The 18,419-nt window shown below is 71.1% G+C and carries 15 protein-coding genes; 8 read left to right on the forward strand and 7 right to left on the reverse strand.

Translation table 11 applies throughout. The annotated features are described in order from the left end of the window. Window positions 1-12: 12 nt before the first annotated feature. From IEY55_RS27640 to IEY55_RS27650, 3 genes are all read left to right on the forward strand, one after another. On the forward strand, window positions 13-852 hold the full coding sequence (locus IEY55_RS27640; protein ID WP_189061498.1) for an AAA family ATPase: 840 nt from the start codon (window positions 13-15) through the stop codon (window positions 850-852). Continuing rightward, complete coding sequence (locus tag IEY55_RS27645) at window positions 849-2,213, forward strand: MFS transporter (RefSeq protein WP_189061499.1); 1,365 nt, start codon at window positions 849-851, stop codon at window positions 2,211-2,213. Before IEY55_RS27640 ends, IEY55_RS27645 begins: the two co-directional genes overlap by 4 nt. Before the next feature lie 185 nt (window positions 2,214-2,398). Continuing rightward, window positions 2,399-3,646 carry a mannosyltransferase gene (locus tag IEY55_RS27650; RefSeq protein WP_229686816.1) on the forward strand — a complete coding sequence of 416 codons (1,248 nt, stop codon included), beginning with the start codon at window positions 2,399-2,401 and terminating at the stop codon, window positions 3,644-3,646. Window positions 3,647-3,747: 101 nt separating this feature from the next. Here the strand turns inward: IEY55_RS27650 and IEY55_RS27655 are convergent, their stop codons facing one another. Both IEY55_RS27655 and IEY55_RS27660 read right to left on the reverse strand, forming a co-directional pair. Then, window positions 3,748-5,160 carry an MFS transporter gene (locus tag IEY55_RS27655; protein ID WP_189061500.1) on the reverse strand — a complete coding sequence of 471 codons (1,413 nt, stop codon included), beginning with the start codon at window positions 5,158-5,160 and terminating at the stop codon, window positions 3,748-3,750. A gap of 381 nt (window positions 5,161-5,541) precedes the next feature. Then, the gene (locus tag IEY55_RS27660) at window positions 5,542-6,327 is read right to left on the reverse strand and encodes a glycerophosphodiester phosphodiesterase family protein (RefSeq protein ID WP_189061501.1); all 786 of its coding nucleotides are present in this window, start codon (window positions 6,325-6,327) and stop codon (window positions 5,542-5,544) included. A gap of 114 nt (window positions 6,328-6,441) precedes the next feature. Between IEY55_RS27660 and IEY55_RS27665 the strand changes: the two genes are divergently transcribed. The 5 genes from IEY55_RS27665 (at window position 6,442) to IEY55_RS27685 (ending at window position 12,613) form a co-directional block, all read left to right on the forward strand. Then, window positions 6,442-6,801, forward strand: coding sequence for a hypothetical protein (locus IEY55_RS27665; RefSeq protein WP_189061502.1), 360 nt, complete (start codon window positions 6,442-6,444; stop codon window positions 6,799-6,801). An 80-nt stretch (window positions 6,802-6,881) separates the two neighbouring features. Further along, on the forward strand, window positions 6,882-8,960 hold the full coding sequence (locus IEY55_RS27670) for a putative bifunctional diguanylate cyclase/phosphodiesterase (protein WP_229686817.1): 2,079 nt from the start codon (window positions 6,882-6,884) through the stop codon (window positions 8,958-8,960). Between the two features lie 36 nt (window positions 8,961-8,996). After that, entirely contained in the window at window positions 8,997-9,758 is a 762-nt protein-coding gene (locus IEY55_RS27675) for a VOC family protein (protein ID WP_189061503.1), read from the forward strand. A 4-nt stretch (window positions 9,759-9,762) separates the two neighbouring features. Then, window positions 9,763-10,230, forward strand: a complete 468-nt coding sequence (locus tag IEY55_RS27680; RefSeq protein ID WP_189061504.1) for a hotdog fold domain-containing protein — start codon at window positions 9,763-9,765, stop codon at window positions 10,228-10,230. Window positions 10,231-10,918: 688 nt separating this feature from the next. Continuing rightward, entirely contained in the window at window positions 10,919-12,613 is a 1,695-nt protein-coding gene (locus IEY55_RS27685) for a hydrogenase maturation protein (RefSeq protein ID WP_189061505.1), read from the forward strand. 30 nt (window positions 12,614-12,643) lie between these two features. Here IEY55_RS27685 and ligD (IEY55_RS27690) read toward each other — a convergent pair whose 3' ends face one another. The 5 genes from ligD (IEY55_RS27690) to IEY55_RS27710 form a co-directional block, all read right to left on the reverse strand. Continuing rightward, on the reverse strand, window positions 12,644-13,594 hold the full coding sequence (gene ligD / locus IEY55_RS27690; RefSeq protein WP_189061506.1) for a non-homologous end-joining DNA ligase: 951 nt from the start codon (window positions 13,592-13,594) through the stop codon (window positions 12,644-12,646). Beyond that, entirely contained in the window at window positions 13,584-15,041 is a 1,458-nt protein-coding gene (gene ligD / locus IEY55_RS27695; RefSeq protein ID WP_189061507.1) for a non-homologous end-joining DNA ligase, read from the reverse strand. The genes ligD (IEY55_RS27690) and ligD (IEY55_RS27695) overlap by 11 nt, the downstream gene beginning before the upstream one ends. Before the next feature lie 12 nt (window positions 15,042-15,053). Then, a complete protein-coding gene (gene ku, locus IEY55_RS27700; RefSeq protein ID WP_189061508.1) occupies window positions 15,054-16,037 on the reverse strand; it encodes a non-homologous end joining protein Ku in 984 nt (327 codons plus the stop codon). Between the two features lie 86 nt (window positions 16,038-16,123). Next, complete coding sequence (locus tag IEY55_RS27705; protein ID WP_189061509.1) at window positions 16,124-17,074, reverse strand: anti-sigma factor RsbA family regulatory protein; 951 nt, start codon at window positions 17,072-17,074, stop codon at window positions 16,124-16,126. 222 nt (window positions 17,075-17,296) lie between these two features. Next, on the reverse strand, window positions 17,297-18,271 hold the full coding sequence (locus IEY55_RS27710; protein WP_189061510.1) for a tyrosine-type recombinase/integrase: 975 nt from the start codon (window positions 18,269-18,271) through the stop codon (window positions 17,297-17,299). Window positions 18,272-18,419 lie beyond the last annotated feature (148 nt).

Here is an 18,419-nt window from a genome sequence, read left to right on the forward strand (position 1 = left end):
ACTGGAGGTTCGTTGGCAGCCAACCGCAGCATCGTGGTGCTCGGCACCTCCTCCGGCGTCGGCAAGACACTGATCACCCTCGCGCTGTGCCGCTGGCTCCGGTGGCAGGGCGTGCGCGTGGCGCCGTTCAAGGCAATGTCGATGCAACCCGGACACGCCGTCTACCAGACGACGTCGGCCACCGCGTGCGTGCACTACCACCAGGCATATCAGGCTGTTGCCGCCGGCGTGCGACCCCACCACGACATGAACCCGATCGCCGTGTGGGGCCACAATGGCGTGCTCATTGCCGCAGTGCGGGGCAGGAAGCACGACACCATCCTCTCGATGCCCGCACAGCGTCGCACGGCGACGGCACGGGAGGCGATCAAAGCTGGGTACGACCACCTTGCACGCCACCACGAGTTCGTGGTGGCAGAAGGGTGCGGAAGCCCGGTCGAGCTCAACATCAAGCATCGCGACGTCACCAACCTCTGGCTGGCCCAGGCCATCGACGCTCCCTGCGTCCTGGTGAGCAGCGCCGCCCAGACCGGGGTTTTCGCGTCGCTGCTGGGCACACTCGCCCTGATGACCGAACCTGAACGGCGACGCGTTATGGGGTTCATCGTCAACCGCTATGCGGGCGATCCCCGCGACTTCGCCTCCGGTATCGAGATTCTCCAGCAACGGGCGCGGCTGCCCTGTCTCGGTATCGTCCCGCACTGTCGGGACCTCGACCTGCTCGCTGACACACCCAGCGATCCGGACCAGGTCCGTACCCGGGTGCACTCCCGTCGGCTCGACACCGAGATCGAGGCGTGGGCACACCATGTGATCACACACCTGTCGTTGGACCGCTTGGGAGTTCGATGAACGCGGCCGAGCCAGGCGGCCCACACCGCGGTAGCGGTTTCGCAGCCTTCTCGGTGATCTGGTTCGGCCAAACCCTGTCGCTGCTCGCCAGCGGGATGACCAACTTCGCTCTCACCCTGTGGCTGTGGCAACGCAGCGAACGCGCATTGCCCATCACCATCCTCGAGTTGTGCTCCTACGCCGCCGTGGTCGCGCTCAGCCCGGTGGCCGGAGTGCTGGCCGACCGGTGGGGCCGGCGGCGGACCCTGGCAACGAGCAACATCGCCGCAGCGGGCGTGATCACGCTACTGTGGCTGCTCAACGCCCTGGGCATGCTGGGAGAAGCGTGGATCTATCCAGGCATGATTGCGTTGGGTGGATGCCTGGCCCTGCAATATCCGGCGCTGACCGCCGCCGTGACGTCGCTGGTTGCCGCCCGTGACTACGCGCGGGCCAGCGGGATGCTCTCGCTGTCGGTGTCGATGGCCGGTGTGGTCGCCCCGGTGGTCGCGGCGTTGCTGATGACCAACGGGGGCCTCGGCGCGGTGCTCGTGATCGACATCATCAGCTACCTCATCGCCGTGACCACGTTGGTCGTGCCCATTCCGCAGCCACCAGGGCGCGCCGCCAACCGTCGGCACCGGCTGCGTGCGGACCTGACCTTCGGATTCCGCTACATCGCCCGGCGGCCCGGCTTCCTCGCCCTGCAGATCGCCTTCTTCCTCTTCTACTTCGCCAGCATGTTCGGTGTCCTGCTGGGACCACTGGTCCTCGCGCGGACCCAGGGCGACGCCTCGGCCTTGGCCGGCGTGCTGAGCGCGGCCGGCATCGGCGGCATCCTCGGGGGGCTGGCCACGACCGCATGGGGCGGTGCGGGGATCCGCCCCCTGACCGTCATCCTCGGGGGATTCGTCCTCACCGGTCTGGCCGGGCAGCTTCCGTTCGGGATCAGCGACACCACCGCGATCTGGTGGGTGGGCTCCTTTGCCGGCGCGTTCCTGTTCCCGGCGATCCAGGCGGCAAACCAGACGATCTGGCAAACCATGGTGCCGGCCTTGGTGCAGGGCAGGGTGTTCGCCGCGCGACGCGTGCTGACCGAGTCGGCGGGCCCGATCGCGATGCTGCTGGCGGGTCCGCTGGCCGACGACGTCTTCGAACCCGCAATGCACCACGGCCCCCTGGTGTCGGCCCTGAGCTGGCTCGTGGGCACCGGCCCGGGGGCCGGAACAGCGCTGATCTTCGTGCTGGCCGCCCTGCTCTCGATCGCGACCGGGCTGTGGGGCCTGCGGGCGCGCGGCCTCCGGGAGCTCGCGGCGCTGTGCGCACGACACGAGGAGGCAACCACATCAGCCATCGCTGGGGAGGCACGACATGGCGGATGAATCCTGCAGCCATGCCGACGAATTCGGCCGCCGCGAGGCAACAGCCTCTCCCCGCACGACAGGCCCCCAACCAGGAGATCAACTCTGCCGGGCAACCGGTCGAGCCATGAACCGCTGGTCAGAACACGTACGGGACGGTGGGCCGCGGCGGGGTGTGGCCCGGACCTCTCTTTACGATGCAGCGAGTGAAGTTCTCGGTCACCATGATCAGGCCGGTCCTCCTGGCACAGCTGCGGGCGTGGGCGCCCTGGGTGCTGGCGGTGTCGCTGGCCGCCCACCTGCCGCTGATGGTCTCGCCGGAGATGACCTCGATGATCGACCTGCGGGTGTACCGCGAGGGTGCACCCGCGCTCTTCGGTGACCTCTACGGCTTCCGGCTGCCCGACCCCACGGGGATCTTTCCGCTGCCGTTCACCTACCCGCCGTTTGCGGCCCTGCTGTTCCTGCCGCTGTCGGTGCTGCCGTGGACGGTGCTCGTCTCTGCCTGGCAAGCGGTGTCGGTGCTGTGCCTGTGGTGGCTGGTCGAGCGCAGCCTGGCCCTGGTGAGCACCACCGACGCCGCCACCCGTCGCCGGGACGCCTTGCTGTGGACAGCCGTCGCGCTGTGGCTGGAACCGGTGCGCACCACCCTCAACTACGGCCAGGTCAACCTCATCCTGGCGGCGGTCCTCCTCGCCGGCCTGGCCCGGGCCCGCCCCGTCCTGGCCGGTGCCAGCGTGGGGCTCACCGCCGCGGTCAAGCTCACCCCCGCCATCTCTGGGCTGTACTTCCTGGTACGCCGCCGCTGGGCCGAGGCGGTGTGGTCACTGCTGGCCTTCGCCGCCGCGGTGGCCCTCACCTGGGTGATTGCGCCCGCGGCCTCCGCGCGGTTCTGGTTTCACACCATGACCGACGCCAACCGGGTCGGCCCGGTCGGCTCGGCCATCAACCAGTCCCTGCGTGGGGCGCTGGCCCGGACCCTCGGCCATGACGTCGGGTTCGGTGCTCCCTGGCTGGCGGCGGTCGCCGCGGCGGCGGTGCTGGGGGGTATGGCCCTGTGGCGCACGGCCCGCACCCGCGACACGTTGGCGATCGTACTGGCGGTGCAGCTGCTCGGGCTGCTGGTGTCCCCGATCTCCTGGAGCCACCACTGGGTGTGGGTGGTACCCGCGCTGGTCTGGCTGGTCCATGCCGCCTCCCGGGGCCGCCGCATGGCCGCGGTGGCGGCGCTGGCCTGGGTCGCCGCCACCGGTAGCTACGTGATCAGCTACCTGCTGACCCAGCAGCCCTCGATCTGGCAGATCCCGCGGCCCTGGCCGCTGTCGGCGCTGGGCTGGGTCTACCCGGCCTGCGCCGTGCTCACCCTCGTGGTCCTGGCCCTGCCTGCCGCTGGTCGCCGGCCCGTGGAGGCGGCGGTCGAGCAGGAGGACGCCGGGCAGCTCACCGTTCGCTAGCTGTGCTGTCCCGTCGGACGAGCCGCGGTCCCGGTGTCGTGACGCTGGTGTACGCGGGCCGGTGGGCGGGCAGGACGGTCCGTCTACCGACCAGAAAAGCTTTACAGGACCCGGGGTTCGGGGTTGCCCACCGCGCGGATGGCGCGCCGCACCGGCACGAGCGAGACCAGCACGAACCCGACGACGAAGAACACCACCAGCGAGATGATCGCCCACCGGAAGGAGCCGGTGAGCTGGCCGACCCCGGCGAACAGCAGCGGCCCCAGCCAGGAGGTCGAGCGCTCGCTGACCTCGTACAGCGAGAAGTACTGGGCTTCGCGGCCCGGGGGGATCATCTGGCTGAACAGCGACCGGGACAGCGCGTTGGTGCCGCCGAGCACCAGCCCGATGCCGACCGCCAGGCCGTAGAACTGCAGCCGTTGCCCGGCCTCCACGAAGAAGGCGGCCCCGATCACCCCGACCCAGACCACCAGGCTGGCCAGGATCGTCTTCTTCGCGCCCCAGGACCGGGCTACCAGGCCGTGCAGCATCCCGCCGAGGAAGGCGATGAACTGCACGATGAGGATCGTGGTGATCAGCACGTCCTCGGGCAGGCGCAGCTCGAACTTGCCGTACTGGGCGGCGACGTTGGCCACGGTGGCGATGCCGTCGGTGTAGACCAGGTAGGCACCCAGAAAGCCCAGGGTGAGGGGAAAGTGCCAGGCGTGGCGCAGGGTCGAGGCCAGCTCACGGAACCCGGCCTTGAGTGTCGCGGTCCCGGGCTCGGTGCCGTGCGGTGGCTGGTGACGGCGCAGCCGGGCCAGCGGGATCAGGGTGAAACCGGCCCACCACACCCCGGTGATGAGGAAGTTGATGCGCACCGCCGTGGTTTGGCCCAACCCCAGGCTGTCGTGGGCGAGGAACAACCCCAGCTGCAGCGCCAGGCACAGCCCGCCGCCGAGGTAGCCGTAGGCCCAGCCGCGCGCGGAGACGCCGTCGCGTTCGTCGGGGGTGGCGATCTCGGGCAGGAACGAGTAATAGATCACCACCGAGGCCCCGAAACCGATGTTGGCCACCACGAACAGCAGCACGCCCAGGGGCCAGTTCGTGCCGGCGACCAGTGCCAGCAGGCCGCTGGCCGCGGCCCCGGTGAAGGCGAAGGCGGCCAGCATGCGCCGCTTGTTCTGGGTGCGGTCGGCGATCGCTCCGGTGATGGGTAGCACCACCACCTGCACGACCGTGGCCACCGACAGTAGGTAGCCCCACAGGGACCCGGCCGGGAACTCGAACCCGAACAGCGCGATGTCGCAGTCGCGCAAGGTGTTGCCGTCCGGGCACGGGTTCGGGCCGTTGCGGGCGATGTCGGCCCGGGCGGCGTTCTGTGCCACCGTGGTCAGATACAGCGACAGGAACACGGTGACCACGGAGGTGGGAAACACCGAGTTGGCGAAGTCGTACCAGACCCAGCCGCGTTGTTCCCGGCGACGCTCCGCGGGGTCGGCTGTGGGTTCGGGGGGCGTGCCGACCGCGCTCACACTGCCTCCTTGTCGCTGTCCTTAGTAGACCGGAACTGTACTGACCCGAACGGGTGACGGCGTAGTGATCGTGATGGGAGTGTCGGACGGTTTGCGTCGATCGACGTGAAGCAGGGTCTGTCCACGTCGTCGAAAGGCAGTCTCTCGTGCCCACGACTCGACGACGGCGCCCGTCCCGGGCCTCAGCCGCTACCGACCGGTACACCAGGCCGGCGTCCCGCTGTGCGTCGGTGCGAACCCGAAATCACCAACGAGCACAAGGGAAGCTCATGACAGCGTCGACCCACCGCCGGGGCAGGGCACCAGAGTCGGGCCACGGGCACCCCGGGCCAGGAGTGTGCTGACCCCATCACAGGGCACGGCACCGCCGGAGATGCCGGCTCACACGGTGGCGGGCCAGTGGCCGCGGGCGCGCAGCACCTCGCGCAGCCGGTCCGGGCGGTCGGTGACCAGCCCGTCCACCCCCAGGTCCAGCAGGGCACCCATCTCGGCGGGGCGGTCCACCGTCCACACGTGCACCTCCAGGCCCCAGCGGTGCGCCAACCGCACCAGCCTGCGGTCCACCAGCGTCAACCGGCCGTGCCGCCGGGGAAGCTGCGCCAGCTGGCCCCGCACCACCCGCCGCGGCGCGAGGCCCCGCAGCCGCGCACCCGCCCACAACGCCCCTGCCGAGCGTGGCCCCAACGAGGTGATCAGCCGCGGACCGCCGGCGCGGCGCAGCCGGGTCAACCGCCGTTCGTCGAAGGAGGCCAGGCACACCCGGTGCCAGCTGTTGGTGCGGGCCAGGGTCCGCAGCACCGGCGCGACCGCCGAGTCGGCCTTGACGTCGACGTTGAGGTGGGTGTCGGGCAGTTCCTCGAGCACCTCCTCCAGGCGGCTCACCGGCTCCCGGCCCCCGATGCGGGCCCGCGAGACCCGCCGCCAGGGCTGGGCCGCGACCGGGCCGCGACCGTCGGTGGTGCGATCCAGCACGGGGTCGTGGTGCACCACCACGACCCCGTCGGCCGTGGCGTGCACGTCGGTTTCCAGGTAGTGGTAGCCCTCGGCCACGGCGCGGCGGAAGGCGCTCATCGCGTTTTCCATCCCGGCCAGCTCGCCGACGTGCCAGCCCCGGTGGGCGAAGGCACGCGGATGCGGTCCGTCGAGGTAGGGGTGGCGGGTGCGCACGAGGCCCCAGTCTGCCTGACCGGCCGCCCGTGCGCCGCCGCCAACAAGATCAACGTTTCGGGTGGTGGCGTGGCGCCCCGATGATCGGCCGGCCGGCGGATAACGTCGCCGCCCATGGACGTGGTGGCCGAGACGACGCCCCCGCTCACCCGCCGGGAGGTCCGGCACTGCGCCTGGTGCGGTCGCGTGTTGCCGGACAACGGGCGGGTGGGCCGCCCCCGCCGCTACTGCGGCCAGCCCTGCCGGCAGCGCGCCTACGAGCAGCGGGCCGCGGTCCAGCGCGGTGGATTGCCCGAGGATGCGGTCGTGCTCTCGGCGACCGAGCTGGCCGATCTGGCCGACCGCCTGTTCCAGTTGCGTTGTGCCGCCGAGGACGTGGTGACCGCGACCGAGGACGGTGCCGATGCGGGCGAGTTGCGTCGGATGGCCGGGGAGCTGGCCACCGCCGCGCACCGGCTGGAACGGCTCCGGTAAGACACATTGGCGCCCGCCGCGGCTTGCCCGTGGCCGCGTTCGGCGGCCACGATGTCGCCCGGCGGCAGGAGGAGCAGCAGGTGACGGATGCGCCAGACCTGCGCGAGGCGTGCGCGCAGGGTCGAGTGACCGACCTCGGGCGCCGCGGCGACCCCGTGGACGGGTGGCACCGCCTCGTGGTGCACCAGACCGACGTCGGCTACGGCGTCACTGACCCCGCTGGTCAGCTGCGCTGGGTGAACCCGGCGCTGGCTGCCCTGTTGGGGTTGGCCCCCGGCCAGGCCGTGGGCCGTTCGCTGCCGGCGCTGTTGCCGGGGGTGCCCGACGGGCCAAGGGACGTGGCGGCGTTGCTGGCCCCCTCGGGCGGGGATGCCGGGCATCGCTGGCTGGAGGTGTCCTGTACCGCGCTGGCCTCCGACACCCTGTTGTACCGGGCGGTGGACATCACCGCGTGGCGGGACCGGGAGCTGGAGGCCAGCCAGCAGGCCCAGTCGCTGCATCGGGCGCAGGTGTTGGGCCGGATGGGCAACTGGGAGTGGTTCGTGGCCGAGGACCGGGTGGTCTGGTCGGACGCGTTGCTGGAGATGGTGGGGTTTCCACCGGGTACGGAGCTGGACTACGCCACCTACGCCTCGCTGATCCATCCCGAGGACCTGCCGATCGTCGAGGACGCGTTGCAACGCGCGCTGGGCAGTGGGGAACGCTTCACCTACACCCACCGCATGCTGATGGCCGATCGCCGCACCGAGCGCATCTACGAGTGCTACGGGGAGGTCATCACCGATCCGGCCGGGGTGCCGGTGCGCATGCTGGGCACCGCCCACGACATCACGCAGGCCTACCGGCTGCACGCCGAGCTGCTGCGGATGGCCGAGGAGGACCCGCTGACCGGTCTGCCCAACCGGCGGGCGTTGACCCGGGAGCTGGAGCGGCAGTTGGCCGCCGGCGGCAGCGGTGCGTTGCTGCTGCTGGACTTGGACAACTTCAAGGATGTCAACGACCTGCGCGGGCATGCGGTGGGCGACCGCGTGATGCGCATCCTGGCCGCCACGCTGCGGGAACGCGTCGGGCAGGGGCAGACCATCGCCCGGCTGGGCGGGGACGAGTTCGCCGTGGTGTTGCCCGGGGCACGCAGCGAGGAGGCGGCGGCGTTCGCCAAGCGGCTGGGTACGGCGGTGGCCGCGCTGCCGGTGGTGGCCGGCGGTGCCACGACCCGGATGACGGTGAGCACGGGGGTGGCGCCGTTTGGGCCCGGTGACGGCTGGGAGGGTGTGCTCGCCAACGCCGATCTGGCGCTGTATGCGTCGAAGTCGGCCGGCCGCAACCGGGTGACGGTCTATGAGACCGAGCACTACGCCGACACGGCCAAGCGGGTGTCGGTGCTGGACCGGGTGCGGGCGGCGCTGGAGAACGGGGGCTTTGCCCTGCACGCCATGCCCATGGTCGACCTGCACACCGGCCGCACCGTGGGCCACGAGCTGCTGCTGCGCCTGGAGGACGGGCAGGGGCCCGCGCCCGGACCGGCGGAGTTCCTGCCCGCGGCCGAACGCACCGACTTGGTGCTCGACATCGACCGGTGGGTGTTGGGGCAGGCCATCGACGCCCTGGTCGCCTACCCCGACCCTGCGCTGCGGTTCAACGTCAACGTGTCCGGCCGCACCCTGGAGGATGCCGACTTCGGCTGTTTCGTGCTGGAGCGGCTGCAGCGGGCCGGGGTGGCCCCGGGTCGGCTCGGCCTGGAGATCACCGAGACCGCCGCGGTGACCAACCTGGACGCCGCCCGTGCCCTGGCGCTGGAGCTGCGCGCGGCCGGCTGCCGCATCACCTTGGACGACTTCGGTTCCGGGTTCGGCTCGTTCGTGCACCTCAAGCACTTACCGATCACGGGCCTGAAGATCGACGGGGAGTTCGTGCGCGGCATCGACGAGGGATGCCGGGACGCGGTGCTGGTCACCGGGATCGTGGAGATCGCCCGTGGGCTCGGGCTCTCGGCGGTGGCCGAGTGGGTGGAGCGGCCCTCGCAGGTGGAGGCGCTCAAGCGGTTGGGGGTGAGCGTGGCGCAGGGCTTCCACCTGGGCCGGGCCCGACCGCTGGATGCCGTGCTGATACCGCCGAACGGAGCATTGTCCGCGCCCGGGGGTAGCGCCCAGGATCGGTGATCGACCCTCGCCAGGCCACCTTCGCAGGAGCTGCCCGTGCCCACTGACGCGCCCGTGCGCGGCGTGCGCCGCATTGATCTGCTCAGCGACGACCCGTCCGCCTCGGTGCGGTTCTGGGGTGAGCTTCTGGGTTGGGTGGTCCTGCCGGTCCAGGCGGGCCGCCTGGACTGCTGGGTGGGGGAGCGGCAGGTGGCCACCTGCCGCCGGCCGGGCCCGGCCGAGCCGTTGGGTTGGCGGGTCGTGTTCGGTGGCGCCGCCGGTGGGGTGCTGGCGGGCCCGGACGGGGTGAGCGCGGCCTGCGATGCCGGCCGCGTCCAGCACGGTCCCACCGCACCGACGCCGCGGCCCGGCGAGCCCTGCTGGGTGGAGTTGGTGACCGAGGGGGAGACCGGGGCCCGGGCCGCCGACGACTACTGGCCGTCCCGCTGTGGGTGGACGGTGGCCCCGGCGGCGCCGGATGTGCCCGCGGGCACGGCGGCGCTCTACCGCAGCGGTGACTGGGCGGTGGCCGGGCGCCGGGTTCCCGATCCCGAGTTGGGGTCCGAGCGTGCGGGCTGGGCCTGCTACTTCGCGGTCACTGACGTGGCGGAGGCGACCCGCCGCTGCCAGGAGCGGGGCGGGGCGGTGCTCCGGGCGCCCGGGGCCACCCTGGCCGGCCAGGTGGGAGTGGTGCGGGATCCGGCGGGGGTGGTCGGTCACCTGCTGCACCAGCCCGCCGGCTGGGGTGGTGCCTGGCACAGCCCGTCCTCCAGCTGCGCCGCCGCGCCTTGTCACCCCCCGAACTTTACTGCAGAGTAGGTTCATGACTCGGACCTACTCGGCGTGGCAGCGGCTGTCGGGCCTGCCGCTGGGGCTGGGACGGCTGCTGTTCTCGGCCGGCATGGTGGCGCGGGTGCCCTACTTCGGCACGGTGCTGCCGCGCGTGGTGGGGCTGCGGCCGGGCTACTGCGAGGTGGCCGCCCCGAAGTGGTGGGGCGTGCACAACCACCTGGGTACCTTCCACGCGATTGCGGCCTGCAACCTCGCCGAGGTGGCGATGGGGATGCTGGCCGAGGCCACCGTGCCGGCCACGCACCGCTGGATTCCGCGGGGGATGACCGTGGAGTACCTCGCCCCGGGTCGCAGCGGGCTGCGCGCGATCGCGCAGCTGCCGGAGATCCCCCGGTTCGATGGCAAAGTCGACCTGCCCGTCCCGGTTCGCCTGGTGGATCGCGGCGGCACCACGGTGGTCACCGCCACGATCACCGTCCTGGTCTCACCCAAGAAATAGGCGGCGCCCACAGGCGAACGTGGCACGGCCGGGACTTGTCTGTCCTGCGTTCTTTCGCTCGGCGCCATCGCGCTGCGGCCCACCGGCCACGTGGTGCATCGGGGCCACCAACTCGGAGAGCGAAACATTCTGGGGGAGGCGGTCGTCAGGCGCGTGGACCGTGATCAGGCCATGCCCCAGAGGATTCCGGCGATAGGCAGGCCGGAACCGGAGGAGTTGTCGACCGTAGCGTCGCAGCGGTCGTCCCACCCAACAACGTTCACCGTCGATCACGACATGCGCGTAGGCGCAGTGGGTAAGAATCCTCGGTGTGCGTTGCGCCGACCATGAGCAGTCGGACCAGGCCGTACCGGACTGGCCGGATCCACGCCCATATTGGAAAATTTTACTTACCAGTTGAATTTCTTGCCTCGCAAGAAACGTTATTGACGATGTGGATCTCACGTGCCCTACTGGCGGTCGACCGCCGCCGGGTGAGGCGTTCGTGCGGCTGGAGGTGGGGCGTGTCCGGAAGAGTCGGGTAGGCCACTCTTCGCATTCCGTGTCACGTGCCATTGACGGCGACGAAGTTCATTTACGATACTCATCAGTATCGCAAATGTCGATCTTGTGTGGGTCGGTGCCGTGCACCGCGGCTTTCCACACCGACCCACCGATCACGCCGTTGCTTAGGGCGGGGGAGTACCTCGTGCGCATTCTGCTGGTGGCCAGCGCCTACAACAGCCTTGCCCAACGCTGCCACACCGAACTGCTCGACCGGGGCCACGAGGTCTCGGTCGAGTTGGCGTTGACCCCACAGACGCTCGTCGAGGCCGCCTGGTTGTTCCGGCCCGACCTCGTGGTCGCCCCCATGCTCACCGCCGCCATCCCACAGGCCCTGTGGTCCCGGGTCCCCTGCCTGATCGTGCATCCCGGCCCCAAGGGTGACCGCGGCCCCTCCTCACTGGACTGGGCGATCACGACCGGCGCACGGCGCTGGGGTGTCACCGTCCTGCAGGCCAACGAGGTGTTCGACGCCGGCGACATCTGGGCCTGGGCCCCCTTCGTGGTGGCCGAGTACGACAAGAGCTCGCTCTACCGCCACGAGGTCACCGAGGCCGCCGTGGAAGCACTTTTGCTGGCCGTGGCGCGCATGGCCAGCGGCCACCTCACCCCGGAGCCACTGGACTACGACCGCCACGACGTGATCGGCGAGCCCCGGCCCGCACTGCGCCAACCTGACCGCAGGATCGACTGGGCCCACGAACCGACCGAGGACGTACTGCGCAAACTGCGCGCGGCCACCAGCCAACCCGGCGTGCTCGACACCATCGACGGCGAGGAGTTCTTCCTCTACGGCGGCATCGCCGAGGACACCCTGCGCGGCCCGGCCGGGTCCCTGCTCGCGATGCGCGACACCGCCGTGTGCCGGGCCACCGCCGACGGCGCGGTCTGGATCACCCACGTCAAGCCCCGCACCCGCCCCGACGACAGCCGCCCGTTCAAGGTGCCCGCCACCGTGGGCCTGGCGTTACACCTGTCCGGCGTGCCCCAGGTGGCGGCCCCCCAGGGCCTGCCCGACCCCCGCCGCACCTACCGCGAGATCCACTACTGGGAACACCACCAGGTGGGATACCTGGAGTTCGACTTCCCCAACGGGGCGATGTCGACCCGCCAGTGCCGGCGCCTGCTGGCCGCCTACCGCTACGCCCTGTCCCGCCACACCCGTGTGATCGTGCTCGGCGGTCGCCGGGACTTCTTCGCCAACGGCATCCACCTCCACGTCATCGAGGACGCCCCCGACGCCCAGGCGGAATCCTGGGAGAACATCAACGCGATGAACGATCTGGTGGCGGCCATCCTCACCACGACCTCCCACCTCGTGATCAGCGCGGTCCAGGGCAACGCCGCGGCCGGCGGGCTGATGTTGGCACTGGCCGCCGACGAGGTGTGGTGCCGCTCCGGAGCGGTGCTCAACCCGCACTACCGGCTCATGGGCCTGTCCGGCTCGGAGTACTGGACCTACACCCTGCCCCGCCGGGTGGGCGAGCATACCGCCGAGGCACTCACCAGCCGGTGCCTACCCGTCAACGCCCGCCAGGCCCACGCGCTGGGCCTGGCGGACCAGGTGGTGCCCGGCGATCCCGCCACCTTCCGCACCCACGTCACCGCGCTGGCCGAACAGCTGGCCCACTCCGCCGACCTGCCCGGCCGGCTCGAGGACAAGACGCGCCGCCACCGCGGCCAGTCCCTGGAACGGACGCTGGAGCGCCACCGCGCCCGAGAGCTGGACCAGATGCGCGAGGACTTCGCCAGCGCCACCTACCAGGACCGCCGTTCCCGGTTCGTCCGCAGGATCCGCCCCGAGACCACCCCGGCCCACCTCGCCCTGCACCGCACCTGACACCTGACCCGCCGGGGAACCCCAACACCCTCACCGTCGCGTGCCGGCGGCGGCCGGCTGGTCCGGCAACGCCCGCCGGTGCTCGTCACCGAGCAGGCCCTCGAACAGGTCCCCGTCGCGCTCCACCCGCTCCAGCACCTGCCCGGCCGTGAACACCACGTCCTCCGCACGCGCGCACGCCTCGACCTCCTCCCAGGCCACCGGCGTCGACACCGTGGGCCGCGACCGGGCACGCAACGAGTAGGGCGCCACCGTGGTCTTCTTCGGGTTGTTCTGGCTCCAGTCGACGAACACCTTGCCGTGCCGGGCCTGCTTGCTCATCGTCGCCACCACCTGCTTCGGGGTCTGCCGGGCCAGCAGCTCGGCCACCACACGGGCGTAGTCGGAGGTGCGCTCCGCCGCGGGTACCGACACCGGCACATACACCTGCAACCCCTTGGACCCACTGGTCTTGGGAAAGGCCGCAAGCCCGTCGGCGGCCACCACCTCCCGCAGCCGCTCGGCCACCCGGCAACACTCCACCACCGTCGCCGGCGCCCCCGGATCCAGGTCGAACACCAGCAGGTCCGGATCACGCACACCACCGCGCGGCCCCACCGTCCACTGCGGCACATGCAGCTCCAACGAGGCCAGGTTGGCCACCCACACCAACGTGGGCACATCGTTGACCAGCGCGAAGTCGGCCGCCTCCGCACCCTTGGCGCTCCCCGGAGTGGGCACCCGCACGGTACGGACCCACGAGGGCGCATGCCGGGAGACGTCCTTCTCGAAGAACGAGTCGGCCTCCACCCCCTCGGGGTAGCGGCGCAGGGTCAGCGGCCGGTCCGCCACGTGCGGCAACAGCACCGGCGCGACACGCGCGTAGTAGTCGATCACCGCGCCCTTGGTGAACCCGATCTCGGGGTACAGGACCTTCTCCAGGTTGGACAGCCGCAGCCGCTGGCCCTCCACCTGCACCGTGACGGTGTTGCTACCCGGCATCGAGGCCGACCTCCCCGGCAGACTTGTCCGGGCGCAACCCCCGCCACGACGGCCCCCGCATCCGCCCGTCGCGCGTCCACTCCCGGAACACGACCTCACCAACCAGGGTGGGCGAGACCCAGCGGGCCTGCCGCGCCACCTCACGCGGCACCGCGACGAACGGGCAGCGGCGACGCTCCAGCCGCGACAGCCGGGAGCCCAGCTCGGCCAGGGCCTGCTCGGTGAACCCGGTGCCCACCAGACCGACGAACCGCAACCCGCCCTCAGCCGGCACCCCGCACAGCAACGACCCGATGGCACCGGCACGACGGCCCTGGCCCGGCCGCCAGCCCCCGATCACCACCTCCTGCGCCCGCAGGTGCGCCACCTTGACCCACTCCCGCGAACGCCGACCCGCCTGGTAGGGCGAGGACAACCGCTTGGCCATCACACCCTCCAGACCCTGCTCCCGACTGGCGTGCAGCACCGCCGCACCCCCACCGGCGAAGTAACGCGGCGTCTGCCAACGCGGCCCGGCCAACCCCAACCCCTCCAGCTGCCGACGCCGCTCGGTGTAGGGCAGGGCCAACAGGGAGCGGCCCTGCAGGTGCAGCAGGTCGAACACCAGGTAGGTCACCGGCTGGGTCTCGGCCAGCCGCCGCGCGCTGGCCTCGCTACCCACGTGCATGCGCCGTTGCAGGGCCGCGAAGTTGGGCCGGCCCCCCACCAACGCCACGATCTCGCCATCGAGCATCGCCTGGGTGCTGCCCATCGCCTCCCCCAACGCGCGCAGCTCGGGATAGCTTCGGGTGACGTCGTTGCCCTTGCGGCTGAACACGGTGACCCGCCCGCCCTCCACCCGCACCAGGGCCCGTACCCCGTCCCACTTGAACTCATAGGCCCACTCGGCGTCCCGCTCCGCCGGCGGAAGGCCACCGGCGGAGGCCAACATCGGCGCCAGCGACTCCGGCAGCGGCTCCCAGTCCGGCTGCTGCGGCGGATCGGAACGCCGCACCAGCCACTCATCGGAGTCGCTGTTTCCACCGCGACCACGGTGGCGTCGGAAGAAGACGTACCTGCCCCGCACCCGATCGCCGTGCAGAACGACGGAGACCTCGTCGGTGCTCCACTTCACCGTCTCGTACCGGCCCCGGTCCCAGATCGTCACCGTGCCGGCGCCGTACTCGCCAGCCGGGATCTCCCCGTCGAAGTCGGCGTACTCCAGCGGATGGTCCTCGGTGTGCACGGCCAGCCGCACCGTGCCCGGCTCCGGCGGCAGTCCCTTGGGCACCGCCCACGACACCAGCACCCCACCCCGCTCCAGCCGTACGTCCCAGTGCAGGCGACGGGCGTGATGCTCCTGGATGACGAACAACTCGTCCCGCCCCGGCCGCACCGCATCGCCCGCCGGTTCGGGGGTGCGGCGAGGACGGCGTTTGCGCCGGTACTCGGCCAGGGGATCGGGCATGACGGAGCCGGTTCAGGCCGGGCGCTTGCGGCCGCCGGTCCTGCGTTGCCCACTCTTGGCACGACCGGCCGTCTTGCCCCCGGTCTTCTCCCCGGCCTTGGTCGTCTTGGCCGCCGTCCCGGCAGTCTTGGTGGACTTGGCGGCACCGGTCGAACGGCTGGTGGCACGGCGCTGCCCACCGGCCTTGGCGCCGCTACGGCCACCGGCCGCCCGACCCCCGCCCCGGGAACTGCGCGCGGCCTCCACACTGCGCTCCAACGCCGTCATCAGGTCGATGACCTCACCGGCCGGCTCGGGCTCGGCCCGCTCGGGCAGCTCCGCACCCTCGGCCTTGGCCTCGATCAGCTCGGCCATCGCCTCCCGGTAGTCGTCGCTGAACTCCTCCGGGTCGAAGTCACCGGCCATGTTCTCGATCAGCGACTCGGCCATGGCCAGCTCCTGCGGCCGTACCGTGGTGTCGCCCTCTAGGAAGCCGAACTCCGGCGCGCGGATCTCGTCCGGCCACAACATGGTGTGCAGGACCAGCACGTCCTCGCGGGCGCGCACCGTCGCCAGCGTCTCGCGCTGCCGCAGGGTGATCTTGACCACGGCGAGCTGGTCGGCGCGCTGGAGGGCCTGGCGCAGCAGCACGTAGGGGCGGACGGCGTTCTTCTCCGGCTCCAGGTAATAGGCGCGCTGGAAGTACAGCGGGTCGATCTGCTCGGCGGGCACGAACTCCAGCACCTCGATGGCACGGTCGGTGGAGATCGGCAGCTTGTCGAAGTCCTCCTGGTCGAGGATGACCATGCGGCCGTCCTCCAGCTCGTGCCCCTTGGCGATGTCGGCGTACTCGACCTCCTCACCGTCCAGGCTGCACACCCGTTTGTAGCGGATGCGCCCGCCGTCAGCGCGATGGACCTGATGGAACCGGAAGTCGTGCTCCTCCGTGGCCGCGAACAGGCGGACCCCGATCGTCACCAGCCCGAATGAGATCGCTCCCCGCCACATCGCCCTCATGCGCCCTGGGTACCTCCAACGGAGCAACCCCGCACCCTTGTTTCACCCACTCGGGTGTATCCGGGGGAGTGGGGGAGGGCAACGTCCTACCCCATGCGGCCCCGCTCGGGCACCTCCATCCGCATCCGCACCACCGTGCCGGCCGGCCCCGACCGCACCTGCACCAGATCACACAGGTGATGCACCAGCCACAAACCACGCCCGCTGTACCGATGGGGTTCGGGCGGCAGCCGCCCAACCAGCGGGTCGAGGATGCGACCGGCATCACGCACCTCGCACACCACCGACCCCCGGTGCCGCCACACCCGCACCAGCCCACGCCCACCACCGTGCCGCAGGCTGTTGGCCGCCGCCTCGCCCATCGCCAGCACCAGATCGTCCACCCGCGCCGGCGGCAGGCCCGCCTCCCGGGCCACCCGCGCCACCGTATGCCGCGCCCGCCGCAGCTCCGACGCCGTGAACGCCACCCCCACCGCAACCCCCGGCGGCTCCGGCAACGCCCCGGCCAACGGATCCACGACCTCAACCCCTCCACCGGCCCGGTGCGCCCCGTCCCGCCACACGAACGGATGGTGCCGGCACGCCCGGGACACCACCCCCGCCGGCAACCCCACCACGTCATAGGGACACAGCAACCACCACGCCGGCACCAGCCCGAACGCCACGTTCACCAGCGCCTCACTCCGCTGGCACTCCACCAGCTCCTCCGGCGACCGACCCGGCCACACCGGCTCTCCGACGCCCCGCACCCGCCGCCCACCCGCGGTGTGCTCCCGCACGAACTCGTACCACACCGAGATGATGCGCCCCGGGTTCCGCCCCACCCCGGTCATGTCCACGAACCGCACCCGCTCGCCCACCGCACCCAGAACCCGCCTCAACAGGTCGAGCCGACGCCCGGGCACCGCCACCAACACCGGCTCCCCACCAGCCACGCCCGCACGCACGAACTCCTGCACGACACCCACGTACTCCGGCTCACCGCGATACAGCAGCGCCTCGTGCCGAAACCTCGTCGGCGAGCCCAGCGCAACCATGCCCGCCTCCTCACCAGCCCGGCATCGCACCACCGCTCCGCACCAGCAGCTCCCAGCACCGCCACGGGCAGCCCCGGAGAAAAAGGGAGAGCCCACGGGCCCGGTCAACCTTCTCCTGTGCCCGCGATACCCCCGCCGCAGCGACGCAAAACCGCTGCTCGCGGGCCGCAACCCGAGCGTGACCCACGCCCACCACCGCGATGCCCACCCACCACACGACCCCTACTCCTCGGAGACCAGGTCCAGATCACCCAACTTCCGATAGGTGCGGTTCGACGCCGCCGCCAGCCGACGCTCCCGACTGGTCGACTCGATGTAATGCTGGCTGGAGGCCAACGACGCATGCCCCAACAACCGCATGATCTCCGACGCATTGGCGCCGTCCTCGGCCAACCGCGTGGCAAAGGTGTGCCGCAACGCATGCAGGTTCGCCCCCACCGGCACCCGATCGTGCAACCCCGCCCACCGGAAGCAGGACTTCACCAGATACTGCAACGCCCCACGACTCATCGGCTCCCCACCGCGATCCACCAACAACGGCGAAGACCGCCGCACCCGATCGCCCGGAAACCGCCGCCGCCGCGACACCAGATACGCCTCGACCACCCGCTCCATCGCCGGCTCGATCGGCACCGACCGCTCCCGGCTGCCCTTACCCCGCACGTGCAGCCGCTTCTCCCCGGGCCGCCCCACCACACAGCCCACGGTCAACGCCAACATCTCGCTGGAACGCAACCCACACAGCAACCCCAACGCCAGCACCAGCAGATCCCGCTCCGGCCACGGATCCCGCGCACGCCGCCCCCCGGCCACCGCCTCCAACAACTGCTCCGGCGTGTCCTCACCCCGCAACGGCTTGGGGGAGTGCGGCGGCACCCGAGGCCGCGCCACCGCTCCCATCGGATTCCCCGCCAACCACCCCTCGACCACGCAGAACGTCAACAGCTGGTTCCACGTCGACCACGCACGCAGCACCGAACTCCGCGCATGCGTATCAGCGAACACGCCGAACGCCCGCCGCAACGACTCCGCCGTCACCTCCGACAGCAACAACTCCTCGGCCGCCCGACCACACACCTCGGCCAACCGCGCCCGCACCCCGGCAATATCCCGCCGATAGGCGGCCGTGGTGTGCGGCGAATCCTTTCGGGGCCGCCGAGCATCGAAGAACGCCTCCTCGACATCGACCAGCCGCATGGCCGCACCAACCTCCCTTGCGCGTCACCACGTCCCGCGTAGTCGATCATGCACGAGGCCCCGACAGCACTGAACTGGTCCCCGGGGGTGTGTCAAGTTAACGGTGGATCGCGTTGATGTGGTTACTTCCTTGCTGCGGACAGTCGTC

This window comes from Longimycelium tulufanense (genome assembly GCF_014645795.1).
Lineage (GTDB): Bacteria > Actinomycetota > Actinomycetes > Mycobacteriales > Pseudonocardiaceae > Longimycelium > Longimycelium tulufanense.

Bases quoted from the DNA above. Each gene is read 5' to 3' on its own strand.
- IEY55_RS27645 (WP_189061499.1), top strand. From the start codon at position 849: ATGAACGCGGCCGAGCCAGGCGGCCCACACCGCGGTAGCGGTTTCGCA.
- IEY55_RS27705 (WP_189061509.1), bottom strand. From the start codon at position 17,074: ATGGTTGCGCTGGGCTCGCCGACGAGGTTTCGGCACGAGGCGCTGCTG.
- ligD (WP_189061506.1), bottom strand. From the start codon at position 13,594: ATGCCGGGTAGCAACACCGTCACGGTGCAGGTGGAGGGCCAGCGGCTG.
- IEY55_RS27680 (WP_189061504.1), top strand. From the start codon at position 9,763: ATGACTCGGACCTACTCGGCGTGGCAGCGGCTGTCGGGCCTGCCGCTG.
- IEY55_RS27710 (WP_189061510.1), bottom strand. From the start codon at position 18,271: ATGCGGCTGGTCGATGTCGAGGAGGCGTTCTTCGATGCTCGGCGGCCC.
- ku (WP_189061508.1), bottom strand. From the start codon at position 16,037: ATGAGGGCGATGTGGCGGGGAGCGATCTCATTCGGGCTGGTGACGATC.
- ligD (WP_189061507.1), bottom strand. From the start codon at position 15,041: ATGCCCGATCCCCTGGCCGAGTACCGGCGCAAACGCCGTCCTCGCCGC.
- IEY55_RS27665 (WP_189061502.1), top strand. From the start codon at position 6,442: ATGGACGTGGTGGCCGAGACGACGCCCCCGCTCACCCGCCGGGAGGTC.